The following is a 16,641-nucleotide window of genomic DNA, read 5'->3' as shown; positions in this document are numbered from 1 at the left end:
TAACTTTATAGAAACTGATCTACTTTCTTATTCTCGCGATACAATCTAAATTTACCTGTAGCTAATCGCTTGTTGGTATTATGTTCAATTCTTTCATAACATGTGGTACACAAATACATATATATTCTTCTATTTCTCAATCTTTTAGCTATTAGAGAGTGATCCTCTATATCTTCAATTTTTTCACAAAGGGAACATTTAACTTGCATCCTATCACCTCAACAAATTATTGCTATGTAATATTATATCACAACGAGGAGATAAAATAGAAGGAGCTACTAAATATTGGGTGACCAAACGTAAGAAAAAGTGAATAAAGAAAAGGTTTCTGATTTTGTTCAGAAACCTTAATGCATTGCTTACAGCTTAGTTTGAGCGGTCATCATGCTGATTGGATTGATCGCCCTCAATATCCTTCAATTTTTGTTTATCCTCTTCATCAATTATTTCTTTATTTTGATCTGGTTCTTTTGCACGATCATCATCAATTGGAAATTCTGGCATAAATCGTCCAACAATTGCAGCAAGCTCATCTACAACACCTTGTATAGGATGTCCCTGGCTTATTTTGTCACTCATAGATCTTATACGCTCCATGACGTCCGGATCTGCTACAACAACTGCAGTTTTGCCGTAGGGATCATGATATAAAGCTTCCGATACAGAATACTTAATTGTACCGACACGTGAGCGATCGAGATCCTTATCCACATCAATTGCAACTACAGTATAAGTACCAGCGACGATTGCCTGTGCATCATTTACATTTGGAATCTCTGTTGCGATATTAGCAAGATGCGTAGCTATTTGGTTATTATCCAGATCTTCGATTTCTGCCGGATCTGAATTTTTAACTTGTACAATACGGTCTGAACTCTGTTCTTCTTCAGCTAAGGGTGTTTCTTCTTCTTGACCACACGCAGCTAAAAATAGAATAACAGACATTAATATTATTTTTAGTTTCAGGTTCATTCAGCATTCCTCCCAATTATTGTAGCTGATGAACATATTTTGGGTAGTTAATGTGAAAATATACTAAAAAGATGTGCTTTATGAAAAAAAGAAAAGTCTGTTATAATAGACTTTTGCTTAGTTAATAACTATTTTTTTTATGTTTTTAACAGGGTTATCTTTATTCGATCCATCTTTGTAAAAGTAATGGACAGGACCATCTTCTTTTAATGGCTTGCCATTGATTGAGAATAGAAAATACCCATCTTCAAGATCACCGAGTGTAACGGTTACATTTTCATCATTATCTGTAATCAATGTCGCACTCTTAGCATTGGGTTTAATCTCAGCATTCGTAATGAAATCATGTAATGGCATCACGTATGAGTTTTTTAATATTTTTTCTCCTTCGCGTTTGGAAATACTTTTATTGACTGGTGGTCGATTCATTTTAGTATCCAATACTTCCCTGTTAAAGCGCTCTGATATTCTTTTCAAGTCGTCCGTTTTTTCCTTTTCATCTAATTCATTAACTTGTTTTATAAATGCTTCTTCCAATAATACTTTTCTGTCATCAAAAATCCATACAGATGGATCAAGTGTGATAGAATAGGAAACATTCCCGGTAATTGGTACAATCATTTTTTCACCCCTAATTATGTATATATCTAATCCAGAATATCAGACATCTGTTATTATTTCATTAGTAATGAATTAATTTTTGTATATTTTTTTCTATTTTATTTGCATTTTTCTGTAGCTAACGATAATATATTGTTAAGGAAAGTCTTTCAAGTGGAGGGGAATTAAATGATGCCTGAGGTGACTATAAATCATCGTGAAAAAGCCCATGCCCTTCTAAAGGCTGATGCTGATAACATTTTACGACTTATTGAAGTTCAAATAGAAAATTTAACGATGCCGCAATGTCCGGTTTACGAAGATGTACTGGATACTCAGATGTTCGGTCTGTCAAGGGAAATCGATTTTGCTGTGCGTCTGAACTTAATCAGCGAAAATGAAGGTAAAGCACTTCTCGAGAACCTGGAGAAAAAGCTTAATATACTGCATGAAGCGTCGCAGAAAACTTTGTGAACAAAGCCCCATATTTGGCGTAACGGTATAGTGGAGCGAAAACTTTGCCAGCATAAATTTGGCAAGGTTTTTTTGTATACAAGATTCAAATTATTAAGTAGATGAAAAAAAGGCGCATGAATTCCGCCTAAATATAACACACAATTCGTAAAAGTGTTATACTAATGAAAATTCCTATTCAACTAACTTGATAATTTATAGGTAGGGAGTAGCAGGATGATACAGAAATTAAAAGATTATGATTTTACACTAATCATCACACCCATACTTTTAGCTGGTTTTGGAATTGTTATGATATATAGTGCAAGTATGGTAACTGCTGTTGTAGAAGGGAATGAAAGTACACATTATTTTTTTAGGCAATTAATTTGGTTTGGGACAGGGATGTTTGGGTTTATCTTTTGTAGTATATTCCCTTATAGGTATTATCAGAAACTTATGAAGTTTATCATTCTAGCAATCGTTTTACTACTTGTAGCCGTTTTAATCTTTGGTAATTCTGTAAATAATGCAAAGTCATGGTTTCAAATAGGTCCATTGACAATGCAACCGGCAGAGTTTGCAAAGCTTGGTCTGATCATGTATCTCGCATCCATCTATTCCAAAAAGCAGGCATACATCAGCGAATTTACGAAGGGCGTATTACCACCATTAGTTTTAACAGCAATTATTTTAGGATTAATTGTATTACAGCCGGACATCGGTAGTGCTTCAATTATTTTCCTTATTGCTTGTTCTGTGATTTTTAGTTCAGGTATTCGTATGAAACACTTGTCACTATTAATCGGGATTGGTGTAATACTTGCATTGCTATTAATTCCATTTATGATTACGGATGAAAGGCTTTCACGTTTTACAGGTGCATATCAACCTTTTGAAACACCCGACTCAGATGGATATCAACTGATTCAATCATATTTAGCAATCGGTGTTGGGGGTATGACCGGTGAGGGTCTTGGTCAAAGTATCCAGAAACTAGGGTATCTGATGGAAGCCCATACTGACTTTATCATGGCAATAGTCGCAGAGGAATTAGGATTTTTAGGTGTAATTCTAGTAATCGGAATGCTTGCAACCATTGTATTACGCGGTATTTTCATAGCTAGAAAGTGTAATGATAGCTTTGGGAGTTTGCTAGCTATTGGCATATCTTCCATGGTTGGCATACAGGCATTCATAAATTTAGGTGCTATTAGTGGTATATTACCAATTACAGGTGTTCCGCTACCATTTGTAAGTTATGGGGGCTCTTCACTTCTCATTATGCTTATTTCAATGGGGATTTTAAATAATATCGCCATGACGGTGAAGAAACAGCAAAATCAACCAGCAGAATCAAAGTCAAATGAAAGCAATACTACAATAAACTATAACAGAGGTGGAATAAAATGGCAGAGTTAAAAAATATCAATAAAGTGCTAGTGGCAAACCGCGGAGAAATCGCTATTCGAGTATTTCGTGCTTGTACAGAATTAAATATACGAACAGTTGCAGTATATTCAAGTGAAGATACAACATCATTTCACCGTTTTAAAGCTGATGAAGCTTACTTAATAGGAAAAGGTAAAAAGCCTATTGATGCATACTTAGATATTGAAGGAATCATTGATCTTGCTAAAGAAGTAAACGTTGATGCCATTCATCCAGGTTATGGCTTTCTATCTGAGAATATAAATTTCGCAAAACGATGTGAAGAAGAGGGGATTATATTTATTGGTCCTACTAGCGAACATTTAAATATGTTTGGTGATAAAGTTAAGGCTAGAGAACAGGCAGTTAAAGCTAACCTGCCAATTATCCCGGGCAGTGGCGGAGCGGTTACAACGGTTGAAGAAGTTGAGGCATTTGGTAAAGAGTATGGTTATCCGATTATTATCAAAGCATCATTAGGCGGCGGCGGTCGTGGTATGCGCATTGTCCGTGATGAAAAAGAAGTAACTGAAAGCTATAATCGTGCGAAATCGGAAGCTAAAGCAGCATTTGGCAATGATGAAATTTATTTAGAAAAATTTATTGAAAATCCAAAACATATTGAAGTGCAGATCCTTGGTGATAAGGATGGAAATATTGTGCATTTGCATGAAAGAGATTGCTCTGTTCAACGTAGACATCAAAAAGTAATAGAAGTGGCGCCAAGCATATCATTGACAGATGAACTTCGTGAGGAAATTTGTAATGCTGCAGTTAAGCTGATGAAAAATGTGCATTACATAAATGCGGGTACAGTTGAGTTTCTTGTCACTAAAGATGAGTTTTATTTCATTGAAGTAAATCCACGTGTACAAGTAGAACATACTATTACCGAGATGATTACTGGAATTGATATTGTTCAATCTCAATTAAAAATAGCTGATGGATTAAGCTTACATAGCAAATCAATTGCTATACCGAAACAGGAAGAAATTAAAATTAGTGGTTACGCTATACAATCGCGTGTTACGACAGAGGATCCGTTAAATGATTTTATGCCCGATACAGGAAAAATCAATGCTTACCGTACCGGTGGAGGTTTTGGAGTTCGTCTTGATGCAGGAAATGGCTATCAGGGAGCAGTAATCTCACCACATTATGATTCACTTCTTGTAAAAGTATCTACATGGGCGCTGACATTTGAGCAAGCTGCAATCAAAATGGTCAGAAATTTAAAGGAATTTAGAATCCGTGGTATTAAAACGAATATCCACTTTTTGGAAAATGTTATTTCACATGAACAATTCTTATCAGGACAGTATGATACAACATTTATTGATAAAACTCCGCAATTGTTCGTTTTTCCAAAAAGAAAAGACCGGGGTACAAAAATGCTTACGTATATCGCCCAGACAACACTTGATGGGGTAGATGGAATCTCTAGAAAGGATAAGCCATCCTTCTTACCTTTATTGATTCCTGAAGTGGACCATCATCAAAAGATACAGTCAGGTACGAAGCAAATATTAGATGAACAGGGTCCGGAGGGATTGACCAAGTGGTTAAAGGATCAGAAAGAAGTTATGCTTACTGATACAACTTTCCGTGACGCACACCAATCGTTGCTTGCAACGCGTGTTCGAACAAATGACTTAGTTCATATTGCGGAGCCGACTTCCCGAATGCTGCCTAATCTATTTTCTGTAGAAATGTGGGGCGGAGCAACATTTGATGTAGCGTACAGATTTTTAAAAGAGGATCCATGGGAAAGACTTTTGAAATTACGTAATAAAATGCCGAATGTTCTATTCCAAATGTTACTGCGGTCTAGTAATGCGGTTGGCTATAAAAACTATCCTGATAATCTAATTCAGGAGTTTGTTGAAAAGAGTTCCAATGCTGGAATTGACGTTTTCAGAATCTTCGACAGCTTGAATTGGGTGGAAGGAATGAAATTGGCAATTGAGTCGGTACGTGAAAATAATAAAATTGCTGAGGCAACGATGTGTTATACGGGCGATATTCTAGACATTGGTCGTCAAAAATATGATTTGACATACTATAAAAACCTGGCAATCGAACTCGAAGCTTCTGGTGCACATATATTAGGTATTAAAGATATGGCAGGTTTGTTGAAACCAGAAGCTGCATATCAGCTAATTTCTACCTTAAAGGATTCAACGAATCTTCCAATACATCTGCATACACATGATACAAGTGGAAATGGTATTTATACGTATGCAAGGGCAATTGATGCTGGAGTGGATGTTGTTGATGTTGCTGCTGGTCCAATGGCAGGTTTAACTTCTCAGCCTAGTGCGCAAACACTTTATCATGCACTGGAAGGCAAGGATCGACAACCTAAGGTGGATGTTGAGGCATACGAAGAAATCTCCCATTACTGGGAAGGTATTAGAGAGTATTATCAAGATTTTGAAAGTGGAATGAAATCACCACATACAGAAATTTATTTACATGAGATGCCAGGTGGACAATACAGTAATCTAAAACAACAGGCTAAAGCAGTTGGACTTGAAAGTAGATGGAATGAAGTAAAAGTAATGTTCCGCACTGTAAATGATATGTTTGGGGATATCGTTAAAGTTACACCTTCATCCAAAGTAATTGGTGACATGACTCTGTTTATGGTACAAAATGACCTAACAGAGGAAGATGTTTACGAAAAGGGAGAATCAATTGATTTCCCGGATTCAGTTATTGAATTTGCTCAAGGATATATTGGACAACCTTATCAGGGATTCCCTGAGAAATTGCAAAAGATAATTCTTAAAAACAAAGAAGCAATTACAGTACGCCCAGGAGAATTATTGGAACCAATTGATTTTAAACAATCAAGGGATACATTATATGAACAACTGGGCCGCGAAATAACTAGTTTCGATTTGATTTCACATGCGTTATATCCGAAAGTGTTTATGGATTATACTAAATTCTGTGAGTCATATGGCGATATGTCTGTATTGGATACTCCGACTTTCTTCTATGGAATGGAATTGGGAGAAGAAATTGAAGTGGAAATTGAAAAAGGGAAGACACTTATTGTTAAACTTCTATCCATATCAAAGCCGAAAATAGATGGTACACGTGTTTTCTACTTTGAATTGAATGGTCAATCACGTGAAATCGTTATTAGAGATAAAAGTATCGAATCATTGATTTCTACAAGACCTAAAGCAGATAAGTCAAATAACAAACATATTGGAGCGACAATGCCAGGAACAGTCCTCTCCGTTAATTGTTCAAAAGGTGATACGGTCGAGAAAGGCGAGCATTTGTTAACCAATGAGGCTATGAAAATGGAAACGACGATTCAAGCTCCATATTCAGGCGTCATTAAAGAAATCCATGTTGTAGGTGGAGACACAATCGAAGTAAATGATTTATTAATCGAATTTGAATAAAAGAACAAAAAAACAGGAAGCAATTTAAAAATCGCTTCCTGTTTTTTCCTGTTTTGCACTACGTGTAGACAATAGAATGAAATAGCTGAGCATACCAAAATATATGGAAATCACCAACGCATGCATTAAGGCTACACCAAGATTCAGTAGGGTAAAAATGATCATTGCTCCAAAGAATACTTGTAAAAAGATGAGTGAAAAAGTAATGAGCCATCCCCAGTACATCACTTTATTGTTGCGATAGTTCTTTATCATGCGAACGGCTAGTAATAGTGTCCAAATAAATAGAATACCTGCAGCTAGTCGATGTCCCATTTGGGTCCATTGGTTAAAACTATAATCCGCAAATGCAAATGGTGATCCATTCGAACAGAATGGCCAATCCGCACAGACTAAATTGGATTCTGTATGCCTTACCAATGCTCCTGTATAAACAACTACCATCGTATAAATAAATATAGCGTATATCTCAATTCGATGAGGTTTTTTAATATGCAGCTTTTCGGTATCTAGCTTTTTGTCCAATTCGAATATTAATAACATAAGTAAAAATACCGATGCAAATGATATTAAAGAAATACCGAAATGGGCAGCAAGGACAAAATCAGATTGTCCCCACATGACAGCGGCAGCACCGATTAGAGCCTGTAGTATAATGAAAAATACAGAAGAAAATGAAAGGAATTTCACTTCACGTATATGACCAATTTTGACCCATGCAAGTACAGCTAGTAAAACTACAGCAATACCAACAATTCCCGTTACAGCTCGATGACTTAATTCAACTACCATTTCAAAAGTAAATTCAGATGGTACAACTTCACCCTCACATAGTGGCCAACTATCCCCACAGCCGTCTTCAGAACCAGTCTTTGTTACTAATGCTCCGCCAAGTAAGATGAGAAGCATTCCAATTGTTGATATTACAGATAATACTTTTAAATATTTTACCATTCTATATAGCCTCACTTCTGATAATTAAAAAATGATGAATTCATTTCAATAGATTCATATTAATATTAAAGTTAAACCTAATGCAATCAAATTAGTTGATAAATAGCGATTGGACACACAATTGTAATAGTATCACGTTTTATTCATGTTTTCACTATGCAAATTTAAAAAAGACTTGCAATAAGTTACTTTATTTGCTAGAAATAGTATATAGGAATGACCCAGTGCATTCCAAGCATATTGAGGAACATGGCTAATTTAATACATATTTGTTCGGACTTTTAGGACTCTGCTATTCTGTAACACTTTAGACACATATTATAAAGGAATTTGTTGTAAAATAGCATAAGTAAGTTAATTAGAATGTTAATTAAATCCATGGTACAATTAGACTGTATATCAGAATGCTGAATATTACATGGTATTCTGGTTATTATCATGTCTTTTTGATTGGATTTTTGAAGGGGGGATAAAATGAATAAAGTTGAAACACCATATTCAGAAATTATTACAAATTCCACTATTTCGAATAAGCAAAAATATTCTATGATTTTTACAGAAATAAAGGCGCTTATCAAAATAGGTATCGTGAACTCTAACTTAATCATTACCATTGCCGGATTCTTGTTAGCAGTTCATTTTACTAACTCCTCTTTTATCAATCATTGGGGCACATTCCTGCTGACGATCTTCGGAAGTGCATTGGTTATTGCTGGAGGATGTATCATTAATAACTGGTATGACGTTGATATTGATCCGAAAATGAACCGTACAAAGAATCGTCCAACTGTGACAGGATTCTTTTCATTAAAAATGGTTCTTATACTTGGTTTAACTACTACTGCAATTGGGTTGGCTATATTAATGTTTACCACCGTACAAGCAGCTATTTTTGCATTTATTGGTTGGTTTGTTTATGTGGTTCTATATACAATATGGTCCAAACGGAGATATACGTTAAATACCATCGTTGGCAGTTTATCGGGCGCGATGCCACCACTGATTGGGTGGGCAGCAATAAGTCCTTCTATGCATACCGTACCGATGGTTATGTTCTTAATCATGTTTGTTTGGCAGACACCACATTTTCTAGCTTTAGCTATGAAAAAGACAGACGATTACCGTGAAGCAGGGATCCCGATGCTACCAGTTGTTTACGGGTTTAACTTTACAAAACGTCAAATTGTCATCTATATCGCTTGTCTACTACCTTTGCCACTATTGTTATTACCATCATTAGGGATTACGTTTGCAGTGATTGCAACCCTACTAAATCTGGGGTGGTTAGTACTTGGCTTTAAAGGGTTCTTTATGAAAGATGATTTAAAATGGGCAAATTGGATATTCATTTACTCTTTAAACTATTTAATTTTACTATTTCCATTAATGATTATCGTCACATTGCCAATATTTAATTAATTATTACTTGTCCTTAAAAAATTAATATATATAAGGAAACAACAAGAAGAAAGAGAGGTATTAATACATGAAAGGTTGGATGGGGAAATCTAAAGCATTACTACTCTTTACCATAATTACTATGTTTTTGGCTGGCTGTGGTAAAGAAAATTTAACAGCACTTGAACCAAAAGGATATGGTGCGGATAAATCCATGGATTTGATTTTGCTTACAACGGTGATTATGATTGGAGTATTTTTAGTTGTAATGCTAATCTATGTGATTGCTTTAATTCGCTTCCGTAAGAAAAAGGGACAAGAAGATTTCATTCCTAAGCAAGTAGAAGGAAATCACAAATTGGAAACGATTTGGACTGTAATTCCAATTCTCCTTGTTTTGATTATTGCGGTACCGACTGTGATAGCAACTTTTGATTTAGCAGATGAATCACAGGCAAGTGAGCATATTAATGTCGAAGTTACTGGTAACCAATACTGGTGGCATTTTAGTTATGACGGGGAAGAAATCGTAACAAGTCAGGACTTATATATACCAACTGGCGAAAGAGTATACTTAAACATGCTTTCATCGGATGTTATTCATTCATTCTGGGTTCCGACCATCGCAGGTAAAATGGATGTTAACCCGGAAAACGTGAACACGATGTTTATCGAAGCACATGAGGAAGGCGTTTATTGGGGGAAATGTGCTGAACTTTGTGGACCTTCACATTCATTGATGGATTTTAAAGTTATTGCAGTAAGCCCTGAAGAATATGATCAATGGGTTTCAGACATGCAAAACGTTGACCCCGAAGAAGTGCCGGCTGATGCTGTAGCACAGGAAGGGCAGGAATTGTTTGAGGCAAATAGCTGTATGGGATGTCATGCGATTGGATCTTCACCAGCAGCAACCGGACCGAACCTTACGAACTTTGGTGACCGTTCAACTGTAGCTGGTATTCTTGAACCAACAAAAGAAAACCTTGTTGATTGGATTATGGATCCGGAATCAATTAAACCTGGCAATAAAATGACAGGTATGTATCCTAGCGTTTCTGAAGAAGAAGCAAATAGTATTGCTGAATACCTAATGCAATTGAAACCTTCTGAAATTACACCGGAAAGTGCTGGGAACTAAATATTATATGGTATGAAAGATCAAAGGGAGGTTTATGCTTTGAGTATTGCAACTACTCAAAAGAGAGGCTTTGGCGCAGTGTTATGGGATTATCTAACTACCGTAGACCATAAAAAGATCGGTATTTTATATATCATCGGTGGTGGATTCTTTTTCCTGCTCGGCGGATTGGAAGCTCTTCTTATACGAATTCAGTTAATAAAACCTGAGAATGATTTTATAAGTGCAGGTTTGTACAATGAAATGATTACAATGCATGGAACTACAATGATATTCCTTGCAGCGATGCCTATTTTAGTAGGTTTAATGAACTATGTGATGCCACTGCAAATCGGTGCCCGTGATGTTGCTTTTCCTTTTCTGAACTCACTTGGCTTCTGGTTATTTTTCTTAGGTGGTATTCTATTAAACCTTAGTTGGTTTACTGGTGCACCTGATGCAGGTTGGACTAACTATGCACCACTTTCCGTGCAATCGCCAGGACACGGTGTAGACTTCTATGTTATGGGTCTACAATTGTCTGGTGCCGGTACTTTAATGGGTGGGATTAACTTTATTGTTACGATTGTGACAATGCGTGCACCCGGTATGACCTATATGCGTATGCCATTATTTTCTTGGACAACATTAGTAACAAGTATTCTTATACTGTTTGCTTTTCCAGCATTGACGGTTAATCTATTCTTAATGATGTTTGATCGTATGTTTGGCACAGCATTCTTTGATATTGGCTTGGGTGGAAACTCTATTATTTGGCAGCATTTATTCTGGATATTTGGACATCCGGAAGTTTATATATTGATTTTGCCAGCATTTGGTATATTCAGTGAAATTATACCAACCTTCGCTAAAAAGAGATTGTTTGGTTACACGGCAATGGTATTTGCAACTTTCCTAATTGCGTTTCTTGGATTCATGGTATGGGCTCACCATATGTTTACAGTTGGATTGGGACCTGTAGCAAACTCGATTTTTGCTGTTGCAACAATGGCAATCGCTGTTCCAACTGGTATTAAGATTTTCAACTGGTTGTTAACATTGTGGGGGGGAAGCATTACAATCAACTCTGCGATGCTTTGGACTTTAGCATTTATTCCTTCATTTACCATTGGTGGGATGACTGGTGTTATGCTTGGTTCTTCCGTAGCTGATTATCAATACCATGATACGTATTTCGTTGTTGCTCACTTTCACTATGTTATTGTAGGTGGAGTAGTCTTTGCCATCTTGGCAGCGATGCATTATTGGTGGCCAAAAATGTTTGGAAGAATTCTTCATGAAGGTATGGGGAAACTGGCATTTTGGACATTCTTCATCGGTTTCCATTTAACATTCTTTATCCAGCATTTTCTTGGTCTAATGGGTATGCCACGTCGTTATTGGGTATTCTTAGAAAATCAAGGCCTTGATACTGGTAACTTAATTAGTACAATTGGTGCATTCTTTATGACCTTCGGTGTCATTGTGTTCCTGATTAATATCATTTACACTGCTGTCAAAGGTGAAAAAGCTCCTGCAGATCCGTGGGATGCACGTACATTAGAATGGGCAATCCCATCACCACCTGCACATTATAATTTTAAACAATTGCCTTTAGTTCGTGGACTTGACCCATTATGGATCGAAAAGACGGAAGGTAAAGGAAAAATGACACCTGCAGAGCCAGTGGATGAAATCCATATGCCGAATGGTACTATACTTCCTTTCATTATGACACTTGGTTTCACTATAGCATCATATGGTTTCATTTATCAGGTTGATCATAAAGGTTGGTTAATAGCAGTCTATGCTGGTATGGCTATTGCTTTAGGTTGTATGTTGATCCGGTCATTGAAAGATGATCATGGATACCATATTACAAAAGAAGAACTAGAAAGGGAGGCCGATTGATATGAGTCATGATCACTCCTTAAACCCGGAAACAATGCCAGAAGATCCTGCAAAGGCTACAATGGAAGGAAAACATAAATTTTTAGGTTTATGGATTTTCCTTGGTGGAGAGACAGTTCTCTTCGCTTGTTTGTTCGGTACTTACCTAGCTTTAAGAAATTCAACAGCAGGGGGACCATCTTCACAGGATTTATTTGGACTGGAACTTGTGTTCCTAATGACCCTTTTGTTATTAACTAGTTCATTGACAAGCGTATATGCAATTTACCATATGAAAAATAATAATTTTAAAAAGATGCAATTATGGTTTGGAATTACTGCATTACTTGGTCTCTCATTCTTAGGTTTGGAAATTTATGAGTTCGCTCATTATATTACTGACTATGGATTTACATTCCGCTCTTCTGCATTTGGATCTGCATTCTATGCATTAGTCGGATTCCATGGCGGACACGTTGTATTCGGTCTTAGTTGGTTAATTGCTATAATGGTACGTAATGCTAAGAGGGGATTAAGTCTTTACAATGCTCCTAAGTATAATACGTTCGGATTATACTGGCACTTTATCGACGTTGTTTGGGTATTTATCTTTACAGTTGTATATTTGATGGGGATGGTGGGTTAATTTATGACGGAAAACACAAATACCAACAAAATTAATTCGTTCCAAAAAGAACAAAATAAAGTGGAGATGAGAAAGCAGATTATAACTTTCGCGTTAATGATTTTCTTTACAATGATTGCATTTTTTGCTGTTATGTTGGGAGTCAGCTCTACTTTTGTAATTCCATTAATTCTTATATTGGCAATTGTACAGGTAGGATTTCAATTCTATTACTTTATGCATATGAAAGATAAAGGACATGAAATTGTCTCTGGAATGATATTTGGTGGCATTCTTGTTGCATTTTTAGTAATTATCACATTTGTAGCAATTACTTGGTGGTAGGATTAAGTTTAAAATGAAATAGAAAAGACCGGGAATTTTTTCCTGGTCTTTTTTCTTTCTATAAATTCTACAGTCAGAGTTAGTACGTCGAGTTCCAGCGCTAATTGATTTTATTCACCTTCGTATTCTAATTAGACATAACAACATCGATTCGCTGCGCTCTCTAACAGTTTGCTTTACATCATACTGCTCTACACAGCCGACATGTGTCTCTATACGGGCGACCTTACTTTTTGTTTATAATTCGTCACATTATGTAATGTTTTAGAGTTGTTAATAAGGTATAATATGTAGATAGACAGTTATATGGAGTGATAACTATGTGGTTAGAATTACAAATTTTTGGTTTTCGTGCATTATGGAGTCCTTACTTTTTTGTTTTTATATGTGCTTTGGCAGTATTGTATTATCTGATTACAATTCGATATCGTCATAAGTTTGGCGGAAAAGAAAAACCTACTGCTAAACAACAGGCATTCTTTTATGTTTCTCTCGTTCTATTGTATATCGTGAAGGGGTCGCCAATTGACTTACTGACACATATAACTTTAACAGCTCATATGATACAAATGGCTATTTACTTATTTATAATACCAATTTTTATGTTGAAAGGTATACCTGAATGGATGTGGAGAAAGGTGGTTAATGCACCGGTTATTAAACCGATTTTTACAGTGCTGACAAAGCCTATTATCGCATTATTGCTTTGGAATGGCCTTTTTTCTTTATATCACATTCCAGTGGTTTTCAATTTCTCTAAATCATCGGCTATTGCTCATACATCCATATCGTTGATTTTATTTATTGTATCGTTTATCGTTTGGTTCCCATTAATTTCACCAGTTAAAGAATTAGACAAGATGCAACCATTGCTAAAGATAGGTTATATCTTTGCAAACAGTGTCTTGATAACGCCAGCATGCGTTTTAATTATTTTTTCATCAGATCCACTGTATGCTACCTATTCACAAGATGGTTCCTGGATTCAGGCGTTAAGTCTATGTGTTCCTGGCGATATTCTCCAGGGGTTAACCACATCGCTTTCCGGACCTGAGATGTTTACATCAATGGATATTGTAGAGGATCAGCAATTAGGTGGAATTATTATGAAGATTATGCAGGAAATAACGTATGGAATTGTCTTAGGCACTATATTCTTTAAATGGTTCTCAAGAGAAAGTCTTAAAGTTGATCCTATTCCAGAAACGATAGAATAATTATAGTTGTATTATATTATATTTAAAAGGGAAAGTGATACTTGCCCTGAAAGGATTTGTTTAATCTATGCCTTTTTTACCTACTATTAGTACTTTCTTTATTGTTCTGAGTGCGATACTTGTTGCAATAGGTTGGGTACTAATCTCTAAAGGAAAGAAGAAAGCACATAAAAAAGTTATGCTTTCTGCTGCAGTAAGTGCTTTAGTGTTTTTTATCATTTATGTATCACGAACGATTTTTGTTGGAAATACAAGCTTTGGCGGACCAGATGATATAGAAATTTATTATACGATTTTCTTGGTTTTTCATATTATCTTAGCTACAACAGGAGCTGTATTTGGTATTGTGACACTTACATTGGCACTTAAAAGGAAGATAACTAAACATAGAAAAATTGGACCTGTAACAAGTATCATCTGGTTTTTCACAGCTATCACCGGTGTAATGGTTTATCTACTGCTTTATATCATTTATGATGGTGGAGAAACAACAAGTATGTTGAAGGCTATTTTTGGTTTTTAGTATAAATATAAAAAGGAGAAAGCGAATTTGCTTTCTCCTTTTTATATTTTTATATTCCATTTAATTATACCTGCTTCTCTAGCCGCATTAAATGCAATTACGAGTAATGGACCAATAAGGAAACCAAGAATCCCGAAAAGTTGAAGTCCAATAAACATCGATATCAATGTTGCTAGTGAAGAAAGCCCAATTTGTTGGCCCATTACCTTTGGTTCCACTGTACGCCTGATAGCTAATAAGATAATAGCTAGAACTGCTAATTGAATTCCAGTTGCAGTTTCACCTGACAATAGCATAAACAAAGCCCAAGGACCGAGTATAATGATTGATCCAATAATAGGTATTAAATCAATCAGCCAAATGATTATTGACATAATTAACGCTACCTCTGGAACAATTAAATAGAGACCAATAAGTGAAACCGCCAGAATAATAAGACTAACTAGAAATTGTGCTTTAAAAAATCCAAATACCACACTGGTTAATCTCGCATTCATGAATGATACCTTTTCAGCTGTTTCATTCCTCATTAAACGATAAAGATTTGATTTTAATATTGGTAATTCAAGCATGAAAAGAAACAATGCAATCATATAAACGATAAAGCTGATTAGGAAATCAGGTATTTTAGCGAAAATTTTCGCTATATTATCCAGTGTAATTATTTCTCTAATTGTGGTAGTTACTGATGCTACTGTCCCCTCAATACTTGCTGTGATCTCGTTTACAAATTCGATTGGAAGTGTGCTGGAATATCGATAAAGATCGGCCTCCCATTGAGTGTACAGGTTATTAAGTTGATTCACATAAGCAGGGACTGATTCTACAAAAATAACTAATTGTGTAGCAGATTTAGTAACTATATATGTGCCGATAATTCCTACCGAAATTAGAAATAAGAGAAAAACAAAAATAACCGACGTTTTCCGACTAATTTTTAACTTTTTCTGTATGAACCTAATGATTGGATTTAGTATTAGTGCTGTAATTAATGCAATTACTAGTGGAATTGAAATTGGTAGAATAAAGAAAACAAATAGTAAAAATAAGATTATTAAAAAGATCAGTGTCCAATGACGCTTAGTTATATTTCGAAACAAGAGATAGCTTGTCTCCTTTCATACTTCATACTTTGTATAATATTTTTGTTTGCATGCATATAGAGCTGTTCTTGCTGTGAAAAAAACCAACTGTACAGGTTAAAATACGTGTCAGTTGGTTTCAATGTTATTTTTTAAAGTGTTTTATTTCTTCAGCAACTTTTGTAACAATTGTTTGAGCTCGTTCAATTAAACTTTCAGGGAAATTCTCACCTTCACCATATTCAACGCCGTGTGGATAATAGTGCTTTCCTAAAAGTGGGGTCAATAATTTAATGACAGCACTACCATTATCTACTTCACCTTCAACGGCATAACCTTGAATTCGAATGTAGTATGTAATATTTTTTTCTTTTGAACCGATCTTATAATCATAAGTAACTCGTTCATAATCCCATTGTCCTGCACGGATAAATGCATGTTTACCAGTTAAATGGTCCAAAGGTTTTAAATCAACAATCGAATCCTCAATACCAGTATTTTCCAATTTCATTTTTTTCACCTCATATATTAGTCCTCAATAATTTAATAATAGTACGAAAACGGTTAATATGCAATTAAAAAAGGCATGTTATCCTAAAAATAAGGCAT

16 protein-coding genes are annotated in these 16,641 nt (G+C 35.6%); 10 read left to right on the top strand and 6 right to left on the bottom strand.

Annotation, left to right across the window (positions count from 1 at the left end):
• Positions 1 to 5 precede the first annotated feature (5 nt).
• The 3 genes from BV906_RS08490 to BV906_RS08480 form a co-directional block, all read right to left on the bottom strand.
• Positions 6 to 209 carry a YlaI family protein gene (locus tag BV906_RS08490; RefSeq protein ID WP_087973058.1) on the bottom strand — a complete coding sequence of 68 codons (204 nt, stop codon included), beginning with the start codon at positions 207 to 209 and terminating at the stop codon, positions 6 to 8.
• A gap of 157 nt (positions 210 to 366) precedes the next feature.
• Positions 367 to 972, bottom strand: a complete 606-nt coding sequence (locus tag BV906_RS08485) for a YhcN/YlaJ family sporulation lipoprotein (protein ID WP_087973057.1) — start codon at positions 970 to 972, stop codon at positions 367 to 369.
• Between the two features lie 117 nt (positions 973 to 1,089).
• On the bottom strand, positions 1,090 to 1,593 hold the full coding sequence (locus tag BV906_RS08480) for a hypothetical protein (RefSeq protein ID WP_087973056.1): 504 nt from the start codon (positions 1,591 to 1,593) through the stop codon (positions 1,090 to 1,092).
• 171 nt (positions 1,594 to 1,764) lie between these two features.
• Between BV906_RS08480 and BV906_RS08475 the strand changes: the two genes are divergently transcribed.
• The 3 genes from BV906_RS08475 (at position 1,765) to pyc (ending at position 6,878) form a co-directional block, all read left to right on the top strand.
• Complete coding sequence (locus BV906_RS08475; protein ID WP_087973546.1) at positions 1,765 to 2,046, top strand: Fpa/YlaN family protein; 282 nt, start codon at positions 1,765 to 1,767, stop codon at positions 2,044 to 2,046.
• 216 nt (positions 2,047 to 2,262) lie between these two features.
• Positions 2,263 to 3,447, top strand: coding sequence for a putative lipid II flippase FtsW (gene ftsW / locus BV906_RS08470; RefSeq protein WP_087973055.1), 1,185 nt, complete (start codon positions 2,263 to 2,265; stop codon positions 3,445 to 3,447).
• Positions 3,435 to 6,878: a pyruvate carboxylase gene (pyc, locus tag BV906_RS08465; protein ID WP_087973054.1), complete on the top strand. Its 3,444-nt coding sequence runs from the start codon at positions 3,435 to 3,437 to the stop codon at positions 6,876 to 6,878. The genes ftsW and pyc overlap by 13 nt, the downstream gene beginning before the upstream one ends.
• Positions 6,879 to 6,902: 24 nt before the next feature.
• Here the strand turns inward: pyc and BV906_RS08460 are convergent, their stop codons facing one another.
• Positions 6,903 to 7,832 (bottom strand): COX15/CtaA family protein, encoded by a 930-nt coding sequence (locus BV906_RS08460; RefSeq protein WP_087973053.1) that lies wholly within the window; start codon positions 7,830 to 7,832, stop codon positions 6,903 to 6,905.
• Positions 7,833 to 8,306: 474 nt separating this feature from the next.
• Here BV906_RS08460 and cyoE point away from each other — a divergent pair, with 474 nt between their 5' ends.
• From cyoE to BV906_RS08425, 7 genes are all read left to right on the top strand, one after another.
• Positions 8,307 to 9,251: a heme o synthase gene (gene cyoE, locus BV906_RS08455; RefSeq protein WP_087973052.1), complete on the top strand. Its 945-nt coding sequence runs from the start codon at positions 8,307 to 8,309 to the stop codon at positions 9,249 to 9,251.
• Positions 9,252 to 9,318: 67 nt separating this feature from the next.
• Positions 9,319 to 10,371 (top strand): cytochrome c oxidase subunit II, encoded by a 1,053-nt coding sequence (gene coxB, locus BV906_RS08450; RefSeq protein WP_087973050.1) that lies wholly within the window; start codon positions 9,319 to 9,321, stop codon positions 10,369 to 10,371.
• Between the two features lie 12 nt (positions 10,372 to 10,383).
• Entirely contained in the window at positions 10,384 to 12,261 is a 1,878-nt protein-coding gene (ctaD, locus tag BV906_RS08445) for a cytochrome c oxidase subunit I (protein WP_425435188.1), read from the top strand.
• Position 12,262: 1 nt separating this feature from the next.
• Positions 12,263 to 12,886: a cytochrome c oxidase subunit 3 gene (locus BV906_RS08440; RefSeq protein ID WP_087973048.1), complete on the top strand. Its 624-nt coding sequence runs from the start codon at positions 12,263 to 12,265 to the stop codon at positions 12,884 to 12,886.
• Positions 12,887 to 12,889: 3 nt separating this feature from the next.
• Positions 12,890 to 13,210: a cytochrome c oxidase subunit IVB gene (gene ctaF / locus BV906_RS08435; RefSeq protein ID WP_087973047.1), complete on the top strand. Its 321-nt coding sequence runs from the start codon at positions 12,890 to 12,892 to the stop codon at positions 13,208 to 13,210.
• A gap of 320 nt (positions 13,211 to 13,530) precedes the next feature.
• Positions 13,531 to 14,427 (top strand): cytochrome c oxidase assembly factor CtaG, encoded by an 897-nt coding sequence (gene ctaG, locus BV906_RS08430; RefSeq protein ID WP_087973046.1) that lies wholly within the window; start codon positions 13,531 to 13,533, stop codon positions 14,425 to 14,427.
• A gap of 67 nt (positions 14,428 to 14,494) precedes the next feature.
• Positions 14,495 to 14,950, top strand: coding sequence for a DUF420 domain-containing protein (locus BV906_RS08425; RefSeq protein ID WP_087973045.1), 456 nt, complete (start codon positions 14,495 to 14,497; stop codon positions 14,948 to 14,950).
• A 41-nt stretch (positions 14,951 to 14,991) separates the two neighbouring features.
• Here the strand turns inward: BV906_RS08425 and ytvI are convergent, their stop codons facing one another.
• The gene (gene ytvI, locus BV906_RS08420) at positions 14,992 to 16,050 is read right to left on the bottom strand and encodes a sporulation integral membrane protein YtvI (protein WP_087973043.1); all 1,059 of its coding nucleotides are present in this window, start codon (positions 16,048 to 16,050) and stop codon (positions 14,992 to 14,994) included.
• A gap of 127 nt (positions 16,051 to 16,177) precedes the next feature.
• A complete protein-coding gene (locus BV906_RS08415; protein ID WP_087973042.1) occupies positions 16,178 to 16,543 on the bottom strand; it encodes a YugN family protein in 366 nt (121 codons plus the stop codon).
• Positions 16,544 to 16,641: the final 98 nt, after the last annotated feature.

The sequence above is a fragment of the Oceanobacillus rekensis genome (assembly GCF_002153375.1).
GTDB lineage: Bacteria > Bacillota > Bacilli > Bacillales > Amphibacillaceae > Oceanobacillus > Oceanobacillus rekensis.
The sequence above is the reverse complement of the archived record's forward strand: the minus strand, read 5'-3'. Positions and strand labels throughout refer to the sequence as shown.